At 37.9% G+C, this 22,698-nt stretch carries 17 protein-coding genes, 3 pseudogenes and 1 other annotated feature; of the genes and pseudogenes, 16 read left to right on the plus strand and 4 right to left on the minus strand.

Annotated elements, in window-relative coordinates; genetic code table 11:
* Positions 1-90: an IS3 family transposase gene (locus tag AT575_RS11060; RefSeq protein WP_404966738.1), complete on the plus strand. Its 90-nt coding sequence runs from the start codon at positions 1-3 to the stop codon at positions 88-90.
* 57 nt (positions 91-147) lie between these two features.
* Here AT575_RS11060 and AT575_RS02855 read toward each other — a convergent pair whose 3' ends face one another.
* Complete coding sequence (locus AT575_RS02855; protein ID WP_102777068.1) at positions 148-2,235, minus strand: surface-anchored 5'-nucleotidase; 2,088 nt, start codon at positions 2,233-2,235, stop codon at positions 148-150.
* Positions 2,236-2,674: 439 nt separating this feature from the next.
* Here AT575_RS02855 and AT575_RS02860 point away from each other — a divergent pair, with 439 nt between their 5' ends.
* The 6 genes and pseudogenes from AT575_RS02860 (at position 2,675) to fni (ending at position 10,150) form a co-directional block, all read left to right on the plus strand.
* On the plus strand, positions 2,675-4,396 hold the full coding sequence (locus tag AT575_RS02860) for an ABC transporter ATP-binding protein (RefSeq protein ID WP_102777069.1): 1,722 nt from the start codon (positions 2,675-2,677) through the stop codon (positions 4,394-4,396).
* Between the two features lies 1 nt (position 4,397).
* The gene (locus tag AT575_RS02865) at positions 4,398-6,143 is read left to right on the plus strand and encodes an ABC transporter ATP-binding protein (protein WP_102777070.1); all 1,746 of its coding nucleotides are present in this window, start codon (positions 4,398-4,400) and stop codon (positions 6,141-6,143) included.
* A 216-nt stretch (positions 6,144-6,359) separates the two neighbouring features.
* Positions 6,360-7,238, plus strand: a complete 879-nt coding sequence (mvk, locus tag AT575_RS02870) for a mevalonate kinase (RefSeq protein ID WP_102777071.1) — start codon at positions 6,360-6,362, stop codon at positions 7,236-7,238.
* A pseudogene (mvaD, locus tag AT575_RS02875) lies at positions 7,220-8,163 on the plus strand (diphosphomevalonate decarboxylase). Before mvk ends, mvaD begins: the two are co-directional and overlap by 19 nt.
* Positions 8,156-9,154 (plus strand): phosphomevalonate kinase, encoded by a 999-nt coding sequence (locus AT575_RS02880; RefSeq protein WP_102777072.1) that lies wholly within the window; start codon positions 8,156-8,158, stop codon positions 9,152-9,154. The pseudogene mvaD and the gene AT575_RS02880 overlap by 8 nt, the downstream one beginning before the upstream one ends.
* Before the next feature lie 4 nt (positions 9,155-9,158).
* Positions 9,159-10,150, plus strand: a pseudogene (gene fni / locus AT575_RS02885) (type 2 isopentenyl-diphosphate Delta-isomerase).
* A gap of 119 nt (positions 10,151-10,269) precedes the next feature.
* Here fni and AT575_RS02890 read toward each other — a convergent pair.
* Positions 10,270-11,547 (minus strand): hydroxymethylglutaryl-CoA reductase, degradative, encoded by a 1,278-nt coding sequence (locus AT575_RS02890; protein ID WP_102777084.1) that lies wholly within the window; start codon positions 11,545-11,547, stop codon positions 10,270-10,272.
* Positions 11,537-12,709, minus strand: coding sequence for a hydroxymethylglutaryl-CoA synthase (locus tag AT575_RS02895; protein ID WP_102777073.1), 1,173 nt, complete (start codon positions 12,707-12,709; stop codon positions 11,537-11,539). Before AT575_RS02895 ends, AT575_RS02890 begins: the two co-directional genes overlap by 11 nt.
* A 199-nt stretch (positions 12,710-12,908) precedes the next feature.
* Here AT575_RS02895 and AT575_RS02900 point away from each other — a divergent pair, with 199 nt between their 5' ends.
* The 5 genes from AT575_RS02900 to AT575_RS02925 all read left to right on the plus strand — a co-directional run bounded on the left by AT575_RS02900 (position 12,909) and on the right by AT575_RS02925 (position 17,209).
* Positions 12,909-13,748 carry a thymidylate synthase gene (locus AT575_RS02900; RefSeq protein WP_102777074.1) on the plus strand — a complete coding sequence of 280 codons (840 nt, stop codon included), beginning with the start codon at positions 12,909-12,911 and terminating at the stop codon, positions 13,746-13,748.
* Between the two features lie 87 nt (positions 13,749-13,835).
* Positions 13,836-14,339, plus strand: a complete 504-nt coding sequence (locus tag AT575_RS02905) for a dihydrofolate reductase (protein WP_102777075.1) — start codon at positions 13,836-13,838, stop codon at positions 14,337-14,339.
* A gap of 210 nt (positions 14,340-14,549) precedes the next feature.
* Entirely contained in the window at positions 14,550-15,779 is a 1,230-nt protein-coding gene (clpX, locus tag AT575_RS02915; protein ID WP_102777077.1) for an ATP-dependent Clp protease ATP-binding subunit ClpX, read from the plus strand.
* Positions 15,780-15,788: 9 nt separating this feature from the next.
* Entirely contained in the window at positions 15,789-16,388 is a 600-nt protein-coding gene (gene yihA / locus AT575_RS02920; protein WP_102777078.1) for a ribosome biogenesis GTP-binding protein YihA/YsxC, read from the plus strand.
* Between the two features lie 107 nt (positions 16,389-16,495).
* Positions 16,496-17,209, plus strand: a complete 714-nt coding sequence (locus AT575_RS02925; RefSeq protein ID WP_102777079.1) for a hypothetical protein — start codon at positions 16,496-16,498, stop codon at positions 17,207-17,209.
* 48 nt (positions 17,210-17,257) lie between these two features.
* Here AT575_RS02925 and AT575_RS02930 read toward each other — a convergent pair.
* Positions 17,258-19,353: pseudogene (locus tag AT575_RS02930) on the minus strand (AAA family ATPase).
* A 235-nt stretch (positions 19,354-19,588) separates the two neighbouring features.
* Positions 19,589-19,723, plus strand: a sequence feature (ribosomal protein L10 leader region).
* Positions 19,724-19,750: 27 nt separating this feature from the next.
* Between AT575_RS02930 and rplJ the strand changes: the two are divergent.
* From rplJ to AT575_RS02950, 4 genes are all read left to right on the plus strand, one after another.
* Positions 19,751-20,248 carry a 50S ribosomal protein L10 gene (gene rplJ, locus AT575_RS02935; RefSeq protein ID WP_102777080.1) on the plus strand — a complete coding sequence of 166 codons (498 nt, stop codon included), beginning with the start codon at positions 19,751-19,753 and terminating at the stop codon, positions 20,246-20,248.
* Positions 20,249-20,310: 62 nt separating this feature from the next.
* Entirely contained in the window at positions 20,311-20,676 is a 366-nt protein-coding gene (rplL, locus tag AT575_RS02940; protein WP_102777081.1) for a 50S ribosomal protein L7/L12, read from the plus strand.
* Between the two features lie 379 nt (positions 20,677-21,055).
* The gene (locus tag AT575_RS02945) at positions 21,056-21,994 is read left to right on the plus strand and encodes a glycosyltransferase family 2 protein (RefSeq protein ID WP_102777082.1); all 939 of its coding nucleotides are present in this window, start codon (positions 21,056-21,058) and stop codon (positions 21,992-21,994) included.
* Positions 21,995-22,048: 54 nt separating this feature from the next.
* Entirely contained in the window at positions 22,049-22,489 is a 441-nt protein-coding gene (locus tag AT575_RS02950) for a GtrA family protein (protein WP_102777083.1), read from the plus strand.
* The last annotated feature ends 209 nt before the right edge of the window (positions 22,490-22,698 follow it).

Consider the following 22,698-nt stretch of genomic DNA (forward strand, 5'->3'; position numbering starts at 1 on the left):
ATTGATTATTACAATAACAAAAGAATTCAGGCAAAAACAAAATGGATGCCTCCTGTACAATACAGGATGACATCCATGGGTTCTGCCTAGTTTATAAGTATGTGTCCAGGATTCTGGGTACATATCAGGCATGGGGGTTAAGCTTTATTATTGTTCTTTTTTCTTAAGGAGACCGGCTAGTGATAGAGTAGCCATACCTGCTAAAGTCAGAAGAATTGAATTTTGATTATTGCTACCAGCAGTAGGCAATTCTTTATTTGCACTTGCTTTTTGAGCATCTTTTGCAACTTTTTCAGCTGTTAAAACGTAACCATATGTTTTAACTTTAACTGGAAGAGTTGCTGGTTTTTGACTAGGTTTAGTTGTATCTTCTGGTTTTGTATCGTCGACTGGCGCTGGAGTAAAGAGATCTGATACAACTTCAGTAATGACAACATTGCCATCGCGATCTAGGTAGAGTCGGTTAACAATATCGTGAGTTCCAGTAGCATCAGTCGTTTGCTTAGCTTCCATTTTAATCGTTACATAAGTTTTAACACCTGTTATGGCAGCTGAAACTTTTTGACCATTTGCTTCTAAATCTTTGATGTACTTAATGAAGACTTCAGTATCAGGGTTAATAGCACCAAGTAATTTACCATTTTTGAAGGTCTTGAAGCCATCGCCACCACCATATAGGAAGTCATTTGTTACTACTTTGTATGTTGCATTAGGATCAATTTCTGTACCATCAGCTTTATAAGCTTTAACAACTTTGTAAGGATTTAATGGATCTGTTGAACCACTATCAGTATAAGTATATTTTAGGCCAGACATTTGAAGGAAGTATTTTTCACCCTCATCGTATTGTTCGTTTAAAGCATCATAGATTTGTTGGCCAGTAAGTTCAATAACTTGAAGAATATTACCGAAAGGTTGAACAGCTTGTGCAGCCCCCCAAGTAATTGTTTTATCACTTTTAACAACTAAGTCAGCACGGATACCACCATTATTTGTCATGGCAAAATCAACATCTGGGAATGATTCTTTGGCAACAGTTAGTTGAGCAGTTGTAATAAGATTACCAAGGGCTGATTCTTTATCAACGTTTACTTCTCTTGAGATATTGTCAGTTGTAACAGCAGTACCGATTTTTGTTTCTGTAACTTGAGCAACAATTGTATTGGCATTATCAACAATTGCTTGAATTTCTGGAGTTCCAGTTAAAACACCAGGTGCAACAGCAACAACTTGAGCTGTAGGAGTAGCAATAAAGTCTTGTGTATCTGTATCTAGAGTTCCACGAACGTCTGAGTATGCTTTTCCTGAAGAAAGAGCTTGGACAACACGTGTGTTACCAATTGTTCCATTAGCATAAACATGGTTATGACCGGTAAAGATGATGTCAATACTGTTATCTGGATAAATTTGGTTAACTTTTTCCATGATTGTGGCAATTTCATTACCAACAATACCGTCTTTACCAGTAGTTGCTGGAATGTGAGCTAAAATCATGATAGCATTAACATTTTGTGCACGGAGTTCACGAGCATATTTTGCAATTGTTTCAGCCTCATCTAAGAAGTTGTATTGCTCGTAGTTTTGTTTTAGAACTAAGTCAGGAATTTCAGTTGTAACAACACCAATAATACCTACATTTACAGAAGTATTATTAACTGGAATATGTTTAATCGCATACGGTTGCCAATTGTAAGGAATTTCACCAGTTGTTTTATCAACGACGTTTGAAATAACAATGGTTTGATTAGATGCTTCATGCGGATAATCTTTAGTAATTTGGTTGATGGTTGAATCAGCAGCTGGTGCAGTACCAGTCATAATACGATTATATTCTGCTAAACCTTCGTCAAATTCGTGATTTCCAAGGGTTCCATATTCCACGTTCATTTCATTGAATACTTTAACTGTCGGTTCATCTTGTAACAAGCCTGAATCGGCAGGACTTGCACCAACCATATCACCAGCTTGGACACGGATACTTGTACCAGTTGGGCTAGTTTGCGTGAAATCAGTTTGTGCTTTGTCCATATAAGCATCAAGTTGAGCGGCTGTACCAGCTCCAGAAACTTTTCCATCAGGCATATAAGCTGAACCTGTTTGGTCAATAGCACCATGGAAGTCATTAACACCTAATACTTGAAGATCAACCTGATCAGCATTTACAGATGAAACAAGAATTGACATACCAGCAAGGACACTTAAAATACTGCTTTTTAAAACAATATGCTTTTTCATAAAACTCCAAATCTCCTAAAGAAATATAATATGTTGCATAATTAGTTTACTATCTTTTAATAAACAAAACAAGAAATATTGTATAAAAAGTGAATTAAAATTTTGTAAAAATAGTGTAAAGGGGTTTCATTTTGTAAAAAAACTAATATTAGAGAAAAATCTCTACTTAATGTTCGCGAAAATATTTCGAAATAAGCTTGCAATTTATGAATACTTATGCTAATATGAAAATCATATTAAAAGAAAGGAGAAAAATAAAAATGTTAACAATTGATATGACTCAAAACATTTTTTATAAACTCCTTTCTAACCAAAACAGTTAGTTTACTTTAGTGTAACTAATATTAGAGCCCGCGGTAGGAAGGATTTCTTATTGCGGGCTTTTTGTGTCTCAAAATACTTAATGTTTTAGTAATAGTAACCATAAAAGGAGGGGCAGATGCTATCTTTAATTTTAGAACATATAAAAACAAAGAAAGTTGTCTACTTACTAGTTGCCATTTCCTTGTTAATTTATGATGCCAGTTTAATTGTTCCAACTAAAGTTATTCAAAGTATGGTTGATTTGATGAGTAAAGATGAGCTTAGTCAGACTTCCTTATGGAACCATATCCTTGTCTTACTTTTAGCAACAATTATTTCTTATGGAACTGCCTATTTATGGCATTTAAAACTTTTTCAAGAAGCTGTAGCTTTTAAATGTGAATTACAACAGCGTGCTTTTAAAAAATTAGTCTTTATGCGGACGCCTTATTACGATAAATTTCGTTCTGGTGATATGATGACGCGTTTTTCAACTGATGTCGAAGCCTTAATGGATTTTATTGGTTATGGCTTAATGATTATCTTATATGCCGGTGGCATGTTCGCTTTTATTATTCCTACCATGTTTCTCATTTCCTGGCAAATGACTTTAATTGGCATGATACCAATTATTTTTGGAGTTGTCATGACTTATTTTATGACAAAAAAACAAGAACTGCTCGTAGAAGAAGCCAGAGAGTCTATTTCCAATTTAAGTGATCAAGTTTTGGAAACCGTTGAAGGCATCCGTGTTATGCGAGCCTACAGCAAAAAAGATTACCTGGCAAGAGAATTTCAAGTGAAAACGGCAGCAATAGCTGAAAAGTGGAATCAAATTGCAACTATCCGTGGACTCTATTTTCCAGTCTTTTCAAGTATGATCGCCTTAAGCACCATACTGGTATTAGTCACTGGTATCTCATTTTTGCAAAATCATAGTGTGACCTTAGGTCAAGTTATCGCCTTACAACTGTATTTGGTGTCATTAATTGAACCTTTCAGCATGTTGGCTGATTTTATTCTGGTTTATCAAACAGGCAATACCTCTTTTGGAAAACTGAATGAATTGATTACAACTATTGATGATATGGAGACTGACGGCACTTGTGGGTTGACCCAAATCGACGCAATCGAGATGAAAGCATATTCTTTCAGGTACCCTAAGAACCAACATGATACCCTTAAAGAACTTAATATCAGCTTGAATCGGGGTCAGACCTTGGGCATTATCGGCAAAACAGGTTCAGGCAAAACGACTTTGGTCCGCCAATTTCTCCGTCAATATCCTAAGGGAAGTGGGACTTTCCGGATAAACGGTCGTGATATTTTGGACTATCAACGCAAAGAAATAGAAGCAAAAATCGGCTACGTCCCTCAAGAACATATTCTTTTTTCAAAAACGGTTTGGGAAAATATTGCTATGGGGAATAGCCAAGCCGGAAAAGAGCAGATTCTGGAGGCCATTGAGACGGCAGCTTTTAAAGAAGATTTGCAGCACTTATCGCAGGGCTTAGAAACCGAGATTGGTGAACGGGGACTATCCATTTCCGGTGGTCAGAAACAGCGTATCTCAATCGCCAGAGCCTTTTTAGCAGAGCCAGATTTGCTCATTTTAGACGATTCCTTATCAGCAGTCGATGCTAAAACAGAAGCAGCCATTATAGCCAATATCCAAGAAAAAAGACATGGAAAAACCACAGTCATTGTCAGTCATCGCCTTTCAGCCATTCAACATGCTGACTGGGTTATTGTTTTAGAGAATGGCTGTATTGTTGAGGAAGGTCGTCCAGAAGAACTTTATCAATTAGGTGGCTGGTACTATCAACAATACCTCAAACAAGAAGGAAAGGAGGACTAATATGCCCGTTTTTAAATCCTTACTTGCAGAAATAAAATGGGGAAAAAAACCCTTTTGGATAGGGATATTTCTACTTTTGTTAGCGACAGGTGCCGGTCAATATGGCCCCTTACTTTTACAAAGAATGATTGACCAATTTTTAACACCCCTTGCAAAAGGTAAACAAGACCATTTAAGCTCATTTTATCACTTAGTTTATCTCTATCTAGTCTTAATTTTCTTGACATCTATTTTTCGTTATTACTCGTTCAAATCCTTGATCAAGGCTTCCAATCTTATTGTGGAAAGACTGCGCAATCAGGTATTTGAAACCATGCAAAATTTACCTATTTCTTATTTTGATCATAAACCCGCAGGAAAAATAGCTACACGTATTGTTAACGATACCGAGACATTGAGAAATCAATTTTATGATAATCTGCTATCTCAATTAATCATTTGTCTGGTTCAAGTTCTGGTCATTTATGGTATTTTAATTTATCTTGACTTTGTTTCAGGTTTGCTTTTATTGTTTATACTACCGATTTTTTATGCTATTCAGATGCTCTATAAAAAGTTAACTGACCAAGCAATGAAAGATTTTTACCAAGCTAGAAGTTCGGTTAATACACAGGTTAATGAAACCATGAACGGGGTTTCCATTATTCAACTATACCATCAAGAGGAAAAGGTTCTAGATGCTTTTGACCAGGAAATTACTAAGATGAGACAGGCTGACAATCAAATCATCTTGGCGGATTCATTGGCTTCATGGACCTTAACGGAGTTTGTTAAATATACTATTATTTCTGGAATTTTAGCCTTTATTGGTTACCAATTTCTTGAAGGAAAGTCATCGATAACTGTAGGTATGCTTTTTGTCTATCTAAATTACCTTACCAGACTTTTTGACTTAATGGGGATGATGGTCCGTCAACTCCCTAATATCCAGAGGTCACATGCAACTGGGAAAAGATTCCTAGAACTGCTTAATCAAGAAAGGGAAATTGAAAGCAGTGAAGCCATTAAAGTATCTGAAGGGAATGTCGTTTTCAATCATGTTTCTTTTGCATATGACCAGGAACATTATGTCCTGAATGATATTTCGATTGAAGCAAAAAAAGGTGAAACGGTAGCCTTAGTTGGACATACTGGTTCTGGCAAATCCTCAATTATGAACTTACTTTATCGCTTTTATGACCCTCAAGAAGGTGAGATTTTGGTTGACCAACAGGCAATTAAAGATTTTTCACGTGAGAGCCTAAGATCACAAATGGGTATTGTCCTGCAGGATCCCTATCTTTTCTCAGGAACAATTGCCTCCAACATTACAATGGGAAATCAGTCTTATTCGGATCAAGAAATAGTTGATGCTCTCATTCAAGTTGGTGCTAAAAGCCTCTTAGATAAATTAGAAAAAGGCATTTATGAACCTGTATTTGAAAAAGGAGCTTCCTTTTCAAGTGGTGAACGACAATTAATTGCTTTCGCCAGAACACTAATTGCCAATCCTAAAATCTTAATTTTAGATGAAGCAACCTCACATATTGATACAGAAACCGAAGAAATCATTCAGCAGGCAATGGAAGTTTTAAAAAAAGGAAGAACCACCTTTATCATTGCCCATCGCTTATCTACTATTCAAAATGCTGACCAAATTTTAGTTCTGGATCAAGGAAGCATCCTTGAAAGGGGCAATCACCAATCGCTTCTTGAGGCTAATGGCATTTATGCTCAGATGTTTCGAATCCAAGAGAAAGTATCCTAAAAAGCTGGGCTTATCCCAGCTTTTTAGAATGAAGAATTTCGTTGCTTGAAGCAAGTCTTAAGGAAGACATTAGGATTGGTTCTTGACTAAAATGAAGATTTCAATTATTTTTCTGTAAGTAGCTGGTAAAAGAAGGCTCAATATCGCAATTTCCTTGTATTTAGTGTAAAATAGTAAGGTAAGAGAAAAATACATTAGAATGAAATCGATTAATTTATGACAGAAAAAATAGGCATTGGGAAAGCACATAGTAAAATCATTTTGATGGGAGAACATTCCGTCGTATATGGTTTTCCAGCAATTGCACTCCCTTTAAAAGATATCGAAGTTACTTGTCTGATTAAAGAAGCTAAAGAAAAATTAAAATTTGATTTTTATGATACCCTATCAACAGCAATCTATTCAGCATTAGACTATTTGCATATTAAAGACAAACCCATTTCTTATGAGATTATTTCTCAAGTACCCCAAAAACGTGGCATGGGTTCCTCTGCAGCAGTTTCCATCGCAGCTATTCGAGCAGTTTTTGACTATTTCGACCAGCCTTTAAGTGATAAAGAATTAGAAATATTAGTCAATAAAGCAGAGATTATAGCCCATACCAATCCAAGTGGTCTTGACGCAAAAACCTGCTTAAGTGATCAAGCCATTACCTTTATCCGTAATATCGGCTTCAAAAGTTTTGCTGTAGATCTGAATGCTTTCATGATTATTGCTGATACAGGCATTCATGGTCATACCCGTGAAGCCGTTAATAAGGTAGCTAAGCACGAAGAAAGTAATCTACCTCACTTGGCGAATCTCGGCAGACTAGCTGAAATAGTGCAAGAAGCCATTACCCAAAAAGATATTCAAACCATTGGACAAGCTATGAGTCAAGCCCATCAAGAGCTTAAGGCTATTGGTGTCAGTATCCAAGAAGCAGACCACTTAGTAGAAGTGGCTTTAGCCAACAAGGCCATCGGTGCCAAAATGTCTGGTGGCGGTCTGGGTGGCTGCATTATCGCCTTAACCGACAGTCAAAAAAAAGCACAAGCCATTAGTGAAAAATTATTAGAAGAAGGGGCCGTAAACACGTGGATCCAAAAACTGTAAGTGTGAAATCCTACGCCAATATTGCCATTATTAAGTATTGGGGAAAAGAAGATCAGGAAAAAATGATTCCTTCAACCAGCAGTATTTCCCTCACCTTAGAAAATATGTATACCGAAACCCAACTTGAGCAGTTACCAGATGGAGCTGACAGGGACCTCTTTTACATCGATGACCAATTGCAAGATGATGCAGAGCATGCCAAAATCACGGCCATCATTGACCAATTTCGAACTGACAAGAATCAATTTGTTCAAGTCCGGACCAGCAATAATATGCCCACCGCAGCAGGCTTATCCTCAAGTTCGAGTGGATTATCCGCACTAGTCAAGGCTTGTGACCAATTCTTTGAAACAAGGCTCACTCAAAGCGAATTAGCTCAAAAAGCTAAGTTTGCTTCAGGATCTGCCTCCCGCTCATTTTTTGGCCCTATATCTGCATGGGATAAAGATAGTGGTGCTATCTACAAAGTGGAAACGGATTTAAAATTAGCCATGATCATGCTTGTTTTAAATGATGAACGCAAGCCGATTTCTAGTCGTGATGGTATGAAACTCTGTCGTCAGATTCAACAACATTTGACCAATGGATGGCTAAATCTCAAGTCGATTATCGGGAAATGCTTAAGCATTTGAAAGCTAATGATTTTGAAAAAGTTGGTTTATTGACGGAAGAAAATGCTCTTGCCATGCATGAAACAACTAAAACCTCAATTCCCTCTTTCTCTTACTTGAATGAGGCATCCTACAAAGCTATGGGCAGAGTGAAGGAATTGCGGTCGCAGGGATATCATTGCTATTTCACCATGGATGCTGGCCCAAATGTCAAGGTTCTCTGCTTGGAGCAGGATTTGGAGGAGCTTGCAAATCTTTTCGCTCAAGATTATAAGATAATTGTCTCAAAAACAAAGGAATTACCAAATGACTAAGTATCATCTTGAAACTGGTGGAAAACTGTATATTGCAGGTGAGTACTCGGTTTTAGTGCCTGGCCAAACGGCTATCTTAATGCCAGTTCCAATCAAAATGACGGCTGATATTAAGGCCGCTCATGACTTTAAGATTTGGTCGGATATGTTTGACTATGCTGTTGGCTTGGAGGCTGATGCTAACTATGCTTTGATTCAAGCCTCATTAGAGACCATGTCCCTGTTGCTTGGAAAAGACCTTGCCCAATTGCCAGCTTTTGAATTGACCATTAAAAGTCAGATGGAAGCAGAAGGTAAGAAGTATGGCCTAGGTTCCAGTGGCAGTGTAACAGTATTAACTTTAAAAGCTTTAGCTGCTTTTTACCAATTTGACCTATCTCCAGATTTGCTTTTTAAAATGGCAGCCTATACTTTATTGAAACTTGGTGATAATGGATCTATGGGTGACATTGCCTGTATTACTTATGACCAAATGATTGCCTATCGCTCTTTTGACCGAAAAGCCATTAGCCAAAAGATTGCTAACCATTCTTTCGAAGAACTGATGACCGAAGACTGGCAGTATACAATTGAACCTATTAAAACTAGCTTAAAGGCGCATTTTTTAGTTGGTTGGACAAAAGTTCCTTCAATCTCACGTGATATGATCAATCGTGTCAAAGAGGCTATAACAAGCGACTACTTAAGTGAAACGGAAAATGCTGTTAAGGCCTGTCAAAAAGCTATTGAGAGCGGTGATAAAGAACTTTTTGTGCTTTCCTTAGCCCGTGTTAGTGACTTATTAGAGTCGCTGGATCCAGCAATCTATCATCCTAAATTATTAGCCTTAAGAGCTGCCTGCCAGAATGTAAATGCCGTTGGAAAATCTTCTGGTTCTGGCGGTGGAGATTGTGGCATTGCCTTCTCTTTTGATCAGGAATCTACGGATCAGATTATCAAAGACTGGCAAGCAAACGCAATTGACCTTATTTATGACCAAAGGTGGACTTGATTTAATGACCAATCGTAAAAATGATCATATAAAATATGCTTTGAAGTACCAATCTTCTTACAATTCTTTTGATGATATGGAATTAATCCATGCATCGCTACCTAAATATGATTTAGCAGAAATTGATTTATCGACCCATTTTGCAGGTCAAGATTTTGCTTTCCCTTTTTATATCAATGCCATGACCGGTGGAAGTGAAAAAGGCAAGGCTGTCAATGAAAAATTGGCAAGGGTTGCGGCAGCTACTGGTATTCCTATGGTAACTGGTTCTTATAGCGCAGCCTTGAAAGACCCTAATGACCAGTCTTATCAATTGCGTCAAGTTGCCCTGAGCTTTTACTGGCAACCAATATTGGCCTTGATAAAGAAATCAGTTTGGGCTTACGAACTGTTGAAGAAATGCAACCCATATTTTTACAAGTCCATGTTAACGTCATGCAAGAATTGCTGATGCCAGAAGGCGAGCGGGCTTTTCGTTCATGGCGTCAAAACCTAAAAGATTATGTGAATCAGATTCCAGTTCCTGTTATATTGAAAGAGGTCGGCTTTGGCATGGACCGCAAATCCATTGAGTTCGCTCGTGATTTAGGGGTTAAAACCTTTGATATTTCTGGTCGTGGGGGAACTTCCTTTGCCTACATCGAAAATCAAAGAGGTTGTAATCGTTCCTATCTGGATAACTGGGGTCAAAGTACTTGTCAGTGTCTTTTGAATTGTCAGTCCATTATTGAAGATGTTGAGATTCTTGCTTCAGGTGGTCTTCGTCATCCTTTAGATATGATTAAATGCTTAGTTCTTGGGGCGCGTGCTGTTGGTCTTTCTCGAACTGTCTTAGAGCTAGTTGAGTCATATCATGAAGATCAAGTCATTGCTATTATAAATGGTTGGAAAGAAGACCTTAAACTCATTATGTGTGCTCTCAATTGCAAAACCATTGAGGAGCTTAGATCAGTTGATTATCTGCTTTATGGCCGCTTAAAAGAAGCTAATAGTTAAACTTATTGAATATTAAAAAGCCTTGAAAGAGTTGTTCTTTCAAGGCTTTTGCTTATAGTTGAGAAAACTTTTTCAACAATTACTCTTTGTTTTCGACCAAGCTTTCTAATCATTACTAATTATTTTTGACGAAGTTTTTCTAATAATTTTTGCGTATTTTCCAGATTTAATGGTTTTACTTTTAGTAATTCTGGCATCAGGCTAGCAAGTTCCTTTTCACTTGCTCCTGCAAGGAGGGCAAGTGATTTAGCTTGCAGCTTCATATGTCCAGCTTGAATACCAGTGTTGGTTAAGGCTTTTAAAGCAGCAAAGTTTTGTGCTAAACCAAGACTGACAATGATTTGAGCTAATTCTCTAGCCCCAGGCCAACCCAGCAAATCATGTGCAATTTGGACACTTGGGTTAAGACCGATTGAACCACCTTTGGTGGCAATTGGCATAGGCATTGTCAATTGACCCTTGATAACCTGATTTTCACTATCCAAGGTCCAAGTACTAAGACCACGGTAAGCGCCACCCTTAGCTGCATAGGCATGGCCACCAGCTTCAATCGCTCTCCAGTCATTTCCACTAGCTATCACAAGTGCGTCAATACCATTAAAGATACCTTTATTATGAGTAGCTGCCCGGTAAGGATCAACTTGAGCAAACTGACTGGCTAGGACCATTTTCTTTGCTAACTCGAGGGCTTCTGATTTATCTCGACTGAGGTAGCGCAAATCAACCTGACATTCTGCCTGGACCAGAGACTCTGTAGCATAGTTAGAGAGGATGGCCATTAACTTTTTACCATTAGAAAGCTGCTCAAGTCTTGGTGCAATGGCTTCCATCATGGTGTTAACCATATTTGCTCCCATTGCTTCCTGGGTATCAACAGTCATATAGACAATGAGGAATTCCTCTTTAATACTGGTTGTTACATCGCGAGCCCCACCGCCACGTTTAACAATAGAAGGATAGGCCATGTTGGCCATTTCCAAAAGCTCGTTCTTGGCTGCTATAATAGCTTGGTTAGCCTTATCTTTATCAGGTACATCATAAAGGGCAACTTGACCAATCATTTGACGATTGAGGACTTGCGCCTTGAAGCCACCCGAGCGTTTGATAATCTTACCAGCAAAAGAAGCGGCGGCTACAACAGAGGGTTCCTCAGTTACTAGGGGTAATTGGTAGGTTTTGCCGTTGATTAAAAAATCAGGAACCAGGCTAAAGGGGAGGGCAAGCCGGCCTAAAACATTTTCAGCCATTTGATTAGCCGTATCCAGGGATAATAAGTTTTCTTGCTCTAAGTTTGCTTGGGCAGACTGGTCTAAGAGACCATGTTCTTTTAGCAGAGCGATGCGATCAGCCGGACTCTTTTTATAGAAGCCAGACCAATTAATCGATTTACTTGTCATTTTTTTCATAAATCCTTTGGTGTTCTTGAATGGTTCTTAAAGCATAATCTCCAGTCAAATAAGTCTCAAAAGTAACATTTCCTTCGCGATCCATCTCTGGTTCTTGATAGAAGATACTTTCGTATTCAGCAACCGAAATGACTTGACGGGCATCTAGATAAGCCTGTCTATTAGGATCAAGTCTGTCTTGATAACCTTCAACTAATTGGAGACTGAAAATCTCACTGACTGCTCCAGAGCCATAAGAAAACATGCCAATTTTATCGCCCGCTGTGAGGGATTGGCTATTTTCCAAAAGGGAAAGGAGAGACATGTAAAGAGAACCTGTGTAGATATTTCCAACTTGACGACTGTACGCAATCGAATCGTTAAAGGCTTGCGTTAGTTTATTTTTATGGTCACTTGCCGTATTTTTATCAATGATTTTATTGAGTCCTTTGAATGCCAATTTTGGGAAAGGAATATGGAAACAGAAGGCTGCAAAGTCAGAAATAGAAGCATTGTAACGTTTTAGGTATTCTGCCCAAGTGGTTTTCAAAGAGTCTAAATATTGTTTAGTAGAGAAAATGCCATTGACATAGGGAGTAGTTGAGTAGTTAGGGCGCCAGAAGTCCATCACATCACGAGTTTGAGCTATATTATCGCCATTGATGATGGCAATAGCCGGATCGGCAGTGATTAACATAGCAATACTACCAGACCCTTGAGTCGGTTCACCAGCTGAGTCAATCCCATACTTAGCAATATCACTGGCCAAAACCAACACACGTGATTGAGGATGAAGACTAATGTGAGCGCGAGCGTAATCAAGGGCAGCAGTAGCACTGTAACAAGCTTCTTTCATCTCAACCGAACGGGCGAAAGGCTGAATGCCCAAGAGTTGGTGAACATAGATACTTGCTGCTTTGGATTGGTCAATAGAGGACTCCGTTGCTAAAATGACCATATCAATCTTCTCTTTATCTTCGTCGGTGAGAATGGCTTCTGAGGCAGATGCTGCCAGAGTAACAATATCCTCTGTAATCGGCGCAATACTGATACGATCAAGCATCAAGCCTTTGGTGAATTTATCGGGGTCAGTCTGACGAGCCTCTGCTAAGTCAGTCATTTCTAAAACATAACGACCAGTCGCAAAACCGATCTTATCAATTCCTATTTTCATAGTGTTCCTTCTTTAAATTATGCTATTATATATCCCTAATATTTTATCATAATTTTTCTGAAAAAAAAGAAATCAGATGATTACTTTCAAGAATCAAAGCAAAAAGTCAGTTATTAAAAGTGCTTATCAGTTTTTCTTCTAGCTATTTCCTTATTTTTTGGTAAAATAAGTAACAGTATATAGTCAGAAAGGGGTCGTCATGACAAAAGCCGATGTCATTTTTAAAGAAAATATCAAAAGGATTTTAGAAACTGGTGTTTTCAGTGAACAAGCTAGACCTAAATATAAAGATGGGCAAACTGCAAATTCTAAATATGTTACTGGAGCATTTTCAGAATACAATTTAGCAGACGGTGATTTTCCAATTACAACTTTAAGACCAATTCCCATCAAATCAGCCATCAAAGAATTATTGTGGATTTACCAAGATCAATCAAATTCATTAGATGTTTTAGAAGACAAGTACGATGTTCATTATTGGAATGACTGGGAAGTTGGCAATACCCGTACGATTGGCCAACGCTATGGTGCGGTTGTTAAAAAGCATGACATTATGAACAAAATCCTTAAACAACTTGGGGAAAACCCATGGAATCGTCGAAATGTCATTTCTTTATGGGATTATGAGGCCTTTGAGGAGACAGAGGGTCTACTTCCTTGTGCTTTTCAAACCATGTTTGATGTTCGTCGCGTTGATGGTTATATCTATTTAGATGCTACTTTAGTTCAAAGATCTAATGATATGTTAGTAGCCCATCATATTAATGCCATGCAATATGTGGCCTTACAAATGATGATTGCCAAACATTTTTCTTGGAAAGTTGGTAAATTCTTCTATTTTGTCAATAATCTCCATATTTATGACAATCAATTCCCTCAAGCAGAAGAACTACTAAGTCGTCAAGCAAGTGACTGTCAACCAAAACTGGTTTTAAATGTTCCAGACGGGACCAATTTCTTTGACATTAAGGCTGATGATTTTGAATTGCTTGATTACCAACCTGTCAAACCACAATTACGTTTTGATTTGGCAATCTAAGGAAAGCAACTTTTAGCAGATGTTTTTTCTCAGCAATATGTCTGAAAATTTGCTAGAATAGACTCAAAAGATTAAGGAATTAAAGACATGACAAAAGAAATAATTGCCATTTGGGCAGAAGATGAAAATGGAGTTATTGGTCTTGATGGGACCTTGCCATGGCGTCTTCCAAAAGAATTACAACATTTTAAAAAAACCACTTTACACCAAGCTATCCTTATGGGACGTGTGACTTTTGAGGGAATGAAAAGACGGCTCCTACCAGAACGTCAGACACTTGTATTAACCAGTGATGACCATTACCAAGTGGATGGTGTCCTTAGTGTGACTAGTGTTGAAAAAGCTCTAGAGTGGTACCATGCACAGGAAAAAAATCTCTATGTTATCGGTGGTGCCAAAGTATTAGAGGCTTTTGATGGTCATTTTAACCGCATTATCAAAACAGTGGTCCACCATGAATTTTCTGGAGATACTTACGCTCCCCAAATGGATTTGGATGGTTTTGTTGAAGAAAGTCAGGTTTTCTACGAAAGAGATGAGCAGAATCCCTATGATTTCACCGTTCATGTTCTGGTAAAAGCAGACCGTTAAGGAGAATCAACATGCAACGTAGTATATTTGGGGTATTTACGGCATTTTTGGGTGTCATTTGTTTTTTGTGCGCCATGGCGGCTTTTAAGAAAGAACGTTATGGACTGGGCACTTTGTTCCTTTTAAATGTCCTTACGAACTTGGTAAATACCATTCACGCCTTTTATGGCACCCTATTTTAAAGATTGAAAAGAGAAAGTTTAAATAATTATGGCAGGAAATCGAAGCACTGATATCAAGATTCATTGTTCATTTTGTGGCAAGAGTCAAGATGAGGTCAAAAAAATAATTGCAGGAAATAATGTCTTCATTTGTAACGAATGTGTAGCATTGTCGCAAGAAATCATCAAGGAAGAGTTAGCTGAAGAAGTGTTGGCTGATTTGACAGAAGTTCCAAAACCAAAAGAACTTTTGGAAACTCTTAATCAATATGTTGTAGGTCAGGACCGTGCTAAAAGAGCTTTGGCTGTTGCGGTGTATAATCACTACAAACGGGTTTCTTTCACTGAAAGTCGTGATGAAGAAGAAGTTGAATTACAAAAATCTAATATCCTAATGATTGGTCCAACTGGTTCAGGAAAAACGTTCCTAGCACAGACTTTGGCTAAAACTCTTAATGTGCCATTCGCTATTGCGGATGCGACTTCTTTAACTGAAGCAGGTTATGTAGGGGAAGATGTTGAAAATATCCTCTTGAAATTAATTCAGGCGGCTGATTACAATGTTGAACGTGCTGAACGTGGTATCATTTACGTGGATGAAATCGATAAGATTGCTAAGAAGAGTGAAAATGTTTCTATCACACGAGATGTTTCTGGTGAAGGGGTTCAACAAGCGCTCCTTAAAATTATTGAAGGTACAGTAGCATCAGTTCCACCTCAAGGTGGACGTAAACATCCAAACCAAGAAATGATTCAGATTGATACTAAAAACATCTTGTTTATCGTTGGCGGTGCATTTGATGGCATTGAAGAAATTGTTAAACAGCGTTTGGGTGAAAAAATTATCGGTTTTGGCCAAAATAGTCGTAAAATTGATGACGATGCTTCTTACATGCAAGAAATTATTTCTGAGGATATCCAAACCTTTGGTTTAATTCCGGAATTCATTGGACGTTTGCCTGTTGTTGCGGCCTTGGAGCAACTGGACATTAATGATTTAGTGAAAATTTTGACAGAGCCGAAAAACGCCCTTGTTAAACAATATCAAGCCCTTCTGTCTTATGACGGTGTTGAATTGACTTTTGAGCAAGAAGCCTTGGATGCTATTGCTGAAAAAGCCATTGAACGGAAAACTGGTGCGCGTGGTCTTCGCTCAATTATTGAGGAAACCATGTTAGACGTTATGTTTGATATCCCCAGCCAAGAAGACGTTACCAAAGTTTTGATTACTAAAGATGCTGTGAGCGGTCAAGGCCAACCAGTTCTGGAAAGGGCATAAGGGTTTGTCATGTCAGAAGAACAAGTACTCAATACTCACAATGCTGCTCTCTTACTTAGTGCAGCTAATAAATCTCATTACCCTCAGGATGATATTCCAGAAATTGCCTTAGCTGGTCGCTCAAATGTTGGGAAATCAAGTTTTATTAACACTATTTTAGGTCGTAAAAACCTGGCGAGAACTTCCGCTAAACCCGGTAAAACGCAGTTGTTAAACTTCTTTAACATTGATGATAAACTTCGTTTTGTGGACGTTCCTGGTTACGGATATGCTAAAGTATCAAAAACAGAGCGGGCAAGATGGGGCAAAATGATTGAAGAATACCTGACAAGCCGTGAGAATTTGCGGGCAGTCGTTTCTTTAGTTGATTTGCGCCACGAGCCATCAGCAGAAGACGTGCAAATGTATGACTTCCTAAAATACTATGAGATTCCAGTTATTGTTGTTGCTACCAAAGCGGATAAAATTCCTCGTGGTAAATGGAACAAGCATGAATCCATGGTCAAGAAAAAATTAAATTTTGATGCTAATGATCAGTTTATTATATTCTCTTCAGTTGATCGACAAGGTATTGATCAAGCCTGGGATAGCATTTTATCAATGGTTTAAAATACTTCTTAATGAAGTATTTTTTATTTTCTGTCATTTGTTAAAAACGGTCAATTCTTGACTGTGTTTGGAGAAAGTGTTACCATGCATGAAAGGAGAATTAAGAAATGTCAAAAAATTATATTGAATCGACCAATCAGAAAAAATCAGGAAAAGGTTTAAAACTCTTTGGCCTCTTGTTACTTTTGATAATGTTGGCCGGTGCAGGGGCAGCATACTATAAATACCAAGAAGGTAACATCGATGGCACATGGCAAGCAAAATCTTTGCAGAGTGAAATCGATAAAAACTTTAATGCCGATATGAAGAAACTAGATAGCGAAATGGGTATTAAGACAGCAGATGCCATTTCCAAACCAGAAATTAAGATGGTGGTTAAAGATGGTAAGGTCCAAATGACTTATTACTTAAAAGTTAATAGTCAATACCTTAGTCAAGAAATTTATAACTACTACAAAACGGAAATGAATAAAATTCTGAATGATTCAGAAGTCAATTTGGAAGAAGTGGCTCCAGATGTCAAAGATGAGTTGGAAAGCTCAATCACTAGTCAAGCTGACTTAAAGAAAGAATTTGATGCTGAATTCACAAAGACTGCTGATGAAATCGGTGGTTCCTACAATAAGGAAACTGGAATGATTGAGACAGAAGTTACTTCTGGTAAAGTTAATCCTTTCTTCAATCGTATTGAAATCACATCAATCAATCAAAAAGCTGGCTTCTTTAAAAAAGATAAGAGTGAGAAATATATTGACTATGAAAAATCTGCTAAGGACTTAATTTTAAAAGGTGAAAAAGATAAAGTGACCTTCACAAAATAAAATAAGAACTCTCATCAATCAGATGAGAGTTCTTTTTGTCGACATAACTTATTCACTAATGGTAATCTTACCATCTTTTAGAACAGCTTTCAGTTTTTTAGCTTCTGGATGATCTAAGTAATAGTCGGTAATCTTATCGCGAATTTCTTGTTCAATAACCCGTCTCAATGGACGTACACCCATCTCAGGATCATAGCCAAGACTAATTAATTCTTCTTTGACCTCTTCATCTACATCCAAACTGATACCTTTTTTCTGGATGGTTTTATTAACTTCCCCTAACATCAATTCAACAATTTCTTTAAGGTCGATTTTTCCAAGAGCCTTAAATTCAATCAAAGCATTAAAGCGGTTAAGAAATTCAGGTCTGAAATAGGGTTTAAGTCTATCCATTAAGTCAATCTCATTCTCACCTTCTTCTTTGATTGGATAACCATAGCCGGCATTAGAAGTTGCAATAATAACAGTATTTTTGAAATCAATGGTATTACCTTGACCATCGGTTAAACGTCCGTCATCTAGTACTTGGAGAAGGAGTGTAATGACTTGCGGGTCGGCTTTTTCAATTTCATCTAAGAGAATGATTGCGTATGGATTACGACGAATGCGTTCGGTCAATGTATTCTGGTTATCGTCGTAACCGACATAACCAGCAGTTGTCCCAATTAATTTGGAAACTGCGGTGCGGTCAGTATATTCTGACATGTCTAAACGAATGATAGCCTCCTTGGAACCAAACATATCGAGCGCTAGCTGTTTGGCTAACTCGGTTTTACCAACGCCGGTCGGTCCTACGAATAAGAATGATCCAATGGGACGATTGCCATCGTCGAAGCCGGCACGGTTTCGGCGGATGGCTCTAGCAACAGCAGTAACCGCTTGGTCTTGACCAATAACTTTTGCTTTCAAGCGTTGATCGATTTCTTTGAGGCGCTCAAGGTCACTAGCACCCATCTTAGAGACTGGGATTCCAGTTAAGCGTTCTACTGATTCAGCTACATCATTGATATTGGCTGTGACTTTTTGGCCTTCTGTATGGTTAGTCATCTGTTTTTGCAATTCTTCAATTCGTGTTTTGGCCTTAAGGGCTGCTTCGAAGTCTTCTTTTTCGACAGCCTTTTCTTGTTTAGCTTTTTCGTTTTCAATTTCCTTTTCGAGGGATTGAAGATCAGTAACCGGGTGCTGTGCCGCTAAGTGAGCTGCAGTCATATCCAATAGGTCAATGGCTTTGTCTGGTAAGCTGCGCTGCGGAATGTATTGAATGGCATAATCCACGGCAGCTTTGAGAACAGGGTCAGGTAAAAGCACGTTATGGTGTTGCTCATATAAGTTTCGGATACCCAATAAAATGTGGAAGGTATCTTCAGCAGAAGGAGCATTTACTTTCACTTCATTAAAGCGGCGAGCAAAGCAGCATTTTTGAGGATGGTATTACGGTATTCGTCTTGGGTTGTAGCACCGATGACGGTCATTTCACCACGAGACAAGGCTGGTTTTAAGATATCAGCTAAACCTTTAGAGCCAGAGTCTCCACCTGCAGAACCGGCACCTAAGATTTGATGAAGTTCATCAAAGAATAGGATAATATTGCCAGATTCTTTAACTTCTTTAATTAAATTTTGAATATTTTCTTCAAAACTACCACGATACTGTGTTCCAGCTTCTAAGCCCGAGATATCGATGGAGATAATCTCTTTATCTTTAATAGCAGCAGGAACATCACCACTAATAATGGCTTGTGCTAGGCCCTCAACGACAGCAGTTTTACCAACACCAGCATCTCCGACCAAAACAGGATTGTTCTTAGTCCGTCTTGCTAAAATTTCTGCCGTATCTTGAATTTCTTGGTTACGACCAATAACGGGGTCAAGTTGACCTTGACGGGCTTGTTCTGTTAAGTTTGTACCTAGTTTAGCTAAAATACCATCATTATTAATCGGATGAGTCGCACTATTTTTTTCTGTACCCTCATGATTTGGGAGTTTACCAGTTTGACGATAGTAAGAAAACTCCTCAGGGGTCATTTCACGACCGTTGACTAAATAGCGTCGGTTTTCTGATTGAAAACCATTGACGTTTCCCATAAGTTGATTAAAAATGTCATCCATATTTCCAAAAGGATCTCTTCCATAATTGTTTGTCATAATCATTTACCTCACAGTTATTTTTTTTGAAGGGACAAGTCATTTAATCCTTACTAGAAGTTGAGAGGTTCTAACGGAATACTTGTCTTTAGGGCTTTCTAACCACCTTCTAAGAGTATTATATACCTTTGGTCAGTAAAGGTCAATAAATAACTGACCTTTTTTGACCTTTTTATTTTAAAAATAAATGATTTATTTGTTGACAATTAGCAACAGATGGAGTATACTAATAAAGGTTTTGAAATAAAACTGACCTAAGACAGTAGGGGAGCCTAGCTCATAATATTCCTACCGAGGCACAAAACGATATTTAAAAATAACGTATTTGTACTTTCGTGTCTAGGTTTAGGTGCGATTTTTTTGTACCTAACCAAAAAATAATTACGGAGGTAAACTAATGAGTGAAGCAATTATTGCTAAAAAAGCTGAACAAGTTGATCTAGTTGCTGAAAAAATGAAAGCAGCAGCAAGTATCGTTGTTGTTGATTCACGTGGACTTACAGTAGGTCAAGATACTGAACTTCGTCGTTCACTTCGTGAAAGTGGCGTTGAGTTTAAAGTTATCAAGAACTCTATCTTGTCACGTGCAGCTGAACAAGCTGGTCTTGGCGAAATGAAAGATCTTTTTGTAGGACCATCTGCTGTAGCATTTTCTAACGATGATGTTGTAGCACCAGCTAAAGTTATCAACGATTTCGCTAAAACTGCAGACGCTCTTGAAATCAAAGGTGGTGCAATCGAAGGTGCAGCTTCTACTAAAGAAGAAATTATGGCCCTTGCGTCATTGCCAAACCGCGAAGGTATGCTATCTATGCTCCTTTCAGTACTTCAAGCGCCAGTTCGCAACGTTGCATATGCTGTTAAAGCAGTTGCAGAAAAAGACGAAGTCGCTTAAGTCGACAAGTAGCTTAGAGCTACAACTAAACATTTAAAAACAAACATTTGGAGGAAATCACAATGGCATTGAACATTGAAAACATTATTGCTGAAATTAAAGAAGCTACAATCCTTGAGCTTAACGATCTTGTAAAAGCTATCGAAGAAGAATTTGGTGTAACTGCTGCTGCTCCTGTAGCTGCTGCAGCTGCTGGTGGTGCTGAAGAAGCTGCTAAAGATTCATTCGACGTAGAATTAACAGCTGCTGGCGACAAAAAAGTTGGCGTTATCAAAGCTGTACGTGAAATCACTGGACTTGGTCTTAAAGAAGCTAAAGGTCTTGTTGATGGAGCACCTGCTAACGTTAAAGAAGGCGTTTCTGCAGCAGAAGCTGAAGAACTTAAAGCTAAACTTGAAGAAGCTGGAGCTACAATCACTCTTAAATAATAGAGTTGATAAGCTAAGTAAAAACTCACTACATTTTGTAGTGAGTTTTTTTGTTATTTAAAGATAAGTGTAGTAGGATAGTGACAAACTCTAAATAATTTGACAAAAATTATTAGTAATATCATGAAGATGAGTTTAATTTAAAAATACTAAAAATGAAGAATCAAAATCTAAATCTACTTTAGAAGTATTGATTGAAGGATGGGAGGATAATGGTAATTGGCCAGAATTTGTCGATTTTGGAACGGCAGTGGGGAGAGAAATTAAAATTTACCCTTACTCCCAACCTCTCTAACAAGCTATTCAAGTAATTTCCTCTCATTTATGTTAAAATAGGCTTAATTTGAGAATTTGATTTGCATATTAGAGAAAGGCAACTATGCTGAAAGAAAAAGAGCTCTTATCGATTGTCGTTCCTTGTTTTAACGAGGAAGAAGCGGTCACTTTGTTTTTACATGAAACCCAAAAGTATGAAAGAGAACTTGCGGAAAAGGTGGATTTTGAGTACCTTTTTGTTGATGATGGGTCCAAGGATCAGACTTTGGCGGTCTTAAAAGACCTGTCCAAGCAGTTTGCTAATGTTCATTATTTGGCGCTGTCGCGCAATTTTGGCAAGGAAAGTGCGCTTTTGGCTGGCTTGGAACATGCTCAAGGTGATTACATTACGGTTATGGACGCTGATTTGCAGGATCCACCAGCTTTATTGGTGCAAATGTATGCTAAAATTCAAGAGGGTTACGACATTGTCGGAACACGAAGAAAAAACCGTGATGGTGAGCCTCCAATTCGAACTTTCTTTTCAAAACTCTTTTACAAGATGATTAATGCTGTTTCAACGACTAAGATTGTTGATGGTGCTCGTGACTATCGCTTGATGACCAGACAAGTACTGGATAGTGTTTTAGAAATGGGTGAGGTCAATCGTTTTAGTAAGGGGATTTTTTCTTGGGTAGGTTACAAGACCTATTACATTTCCTTTGAAAATAGAGAACGTGTAGCGGGTAAAACGTCTTGGAATTTCTGGCAATTGCTTTCTTACTCAATGGATAGCTTTATTAACTTCTCAGAAGCTTTACTAAGCCTTGCTACTTATAGTGGCCTCTTGTCCTTTATTGCTTCTATCATAGGTATTCTATTTGTTGTTATCCGAAAGCTAACAGTTGGTGGTAGTGTCAATGGTTGGGCCAGTATGATTGTGGTTATTCTATTCATTGGTGGGCTCCAATTACTCTGTTTAGGGATTTTAGGTAAATATGTTGCTAAAATTTTTTTGGAAACAAAAAAACGTCCTATTTACATCTTAAAGGAACGTGGCTAATCAGAGTTATTGTATTTAAACTGAGTCCTAAGAATTCTTTTAGAAAGAAAATCTATGAACATTAATCTAAAAAAACTTCTCAAAAGCGAAGTGGTCATGTATCTGATTTTTGGGGTATTGACTACGGTGGTCTATATTATTTCACGCCTGATTATTTTCCAAATTAAAGCAGATGCTACATTTGCTGCCGGTTTGGCTAATATCATAGCTATTCTTTTTGCCTTCATCACTAATGATACTTTGGTCTTTAAGCAAGAGCGCAAGGGTTACCTTAACCGATTTATTAAATTTATCATCGCTAGGTTAGTAACACTTGTCCTAGATGTTTTACTGGCATTTATCTTTGTGGATGCCTTTCCGCAAATTATTGGTCAGTTTGTCCATCAAAACCAGACTTTAATCAATTCGATTGAAACAGTTTTTGGTCAAGTATTAGTCATTGTCCTCAATTATATGCTCAGTAAATTATTTGTCTTTAATAATAAGAAATCTTAATTTCCTGATTTTTCATGATGGACTATACATTAATCTTGTAAATTTTAAAATGGATTTTCACATTGATTTCGCATAAATTCAAAAAAGAGTCTGGGACAAAAGTCTACACGACTATAACAAAAAAGCAACGGTTTTTGCCGTTGCTTTTTGCATGGTTGCGATAGTCTTGATAAAATAGAATTGTCTAAAAACACTTTAGAAAGGCTACC

This window comes from Streptococcus penaeicida (assembly GCF_002887775.1).
Classification (GTDB): domain Bacteria; phylum Bacillota; class Bacilli; order Lactobacillales; family Streptococcaceae; genus Streptococcus; species Streptococcus penaeicida.

Bases quoted from the DNA above. Each gene is read 5' to 3' on its own strand.
- AT575_RS02860 (WP_102777069.1), top strand. From the start codon at position 2,675: ATGCTATCTTTAATTTTAGAACATATAAAAACAAAGAAAGTTGTCTAC.
- AT575_RS02890 (WP_102777084.1), bottom strand. From the start codon at position 11,547: ATGACAAGTAAATCGATTAATTGGTCTGGCTTCTATAAAAAGAGTCCG.
- yihA (WP_102777078.1), top strand. From the start codon at position 15,789: ATGTCAGAAGAACAAGTACTCAATACTCACAATGCTGCTCTCTTACTT.
- AT575_RS02880 (WP_102777072.1), top strand. From the start codon at position 8,156: ATGACTAAGTATCATCTTGAAACTGGTGGAAAACTGTATATTGCAGGT.
- AT575_RS02865 (WP_102777070.1), top strand. From the start codon at position 4,398: ATGCCCGTTTTTAAATCCTTACTTGCAGAAATAAAATGGGGAAAAAAA.
- AT575_RS02905 (WP_102777075.1), top strand. From the start codon at position 13,836: ATGACAAAAGAAATAATTGCCATTTGGGCAGAAGATGAAAATGGAGTT.
- clpX (WP_102777077.1), top strand. From the start codon at position 14,550: ATGGCAGGAAATCGAAGCACTGATATCAAGATTCATTGTTCATTTTGT.
- AT575_RS02900 (WP_102777074.1), top strand. From the start codon at position 12,909: ATGACAAAAGCCGATGTCATTTTTAAAGAAAATATCAAAAGGATTTTA.
- AT575_RS02945 (WP_102777082.1), top strand. From the start codon at position 21,056: ATGCTGAAAGAAAAAGAGCTCTTATCGATTGTCGTTCCTTGTTTTAAC.
- rplJ (WP_102777080.1), top strand. From the start codon at position 19,751: ATGAGTGAAGCAATTATTGCTAAAAAAGCTGAACAAGTTGATCTAGTT.
- AT575_RS02855 (WP_102777068.1), bottom strand. From the start codon at position 2,235: ATGAAAAAGCATATTGTTTTAAAAAGCAGTATTTTAAGTGTCCTTGCT.
- mvk (WP_102777071.1), top strand. From the start codon at position 6,360: ATGACAGAAAAAATAGGCATTGGGAAAGCACATAGTAAAATCATTTTG.
- AT575_RS02950 (WP_102777083.1), top strand. From the start codon at position 22,049: ATGAACATTAATCTAAAAAAACTTCTCAAAAGCGAAGTGGTCATGTAT.
- AT575_RS02925 (WP_102777079.1), top strand. From the start codon at position 16,496: ATGTCAAAAAATTATATTGAATCGACCAATCAGAAAAAATCAGGAAAA.
- AT575_RS02895 (WP_102777073.1), bottom strand. From the start codon at position 12,709: ATGAAAATAGGAATTGATAAGATCGGTTTTGCGACTGGTCGTTATGTT.
- rplL (WP_102777081.1), top strand. From the start codon at position 20,311: ATGGCATTGAACATTGAAAACATTATTGCTGAAATTAAAGAAGCTACA.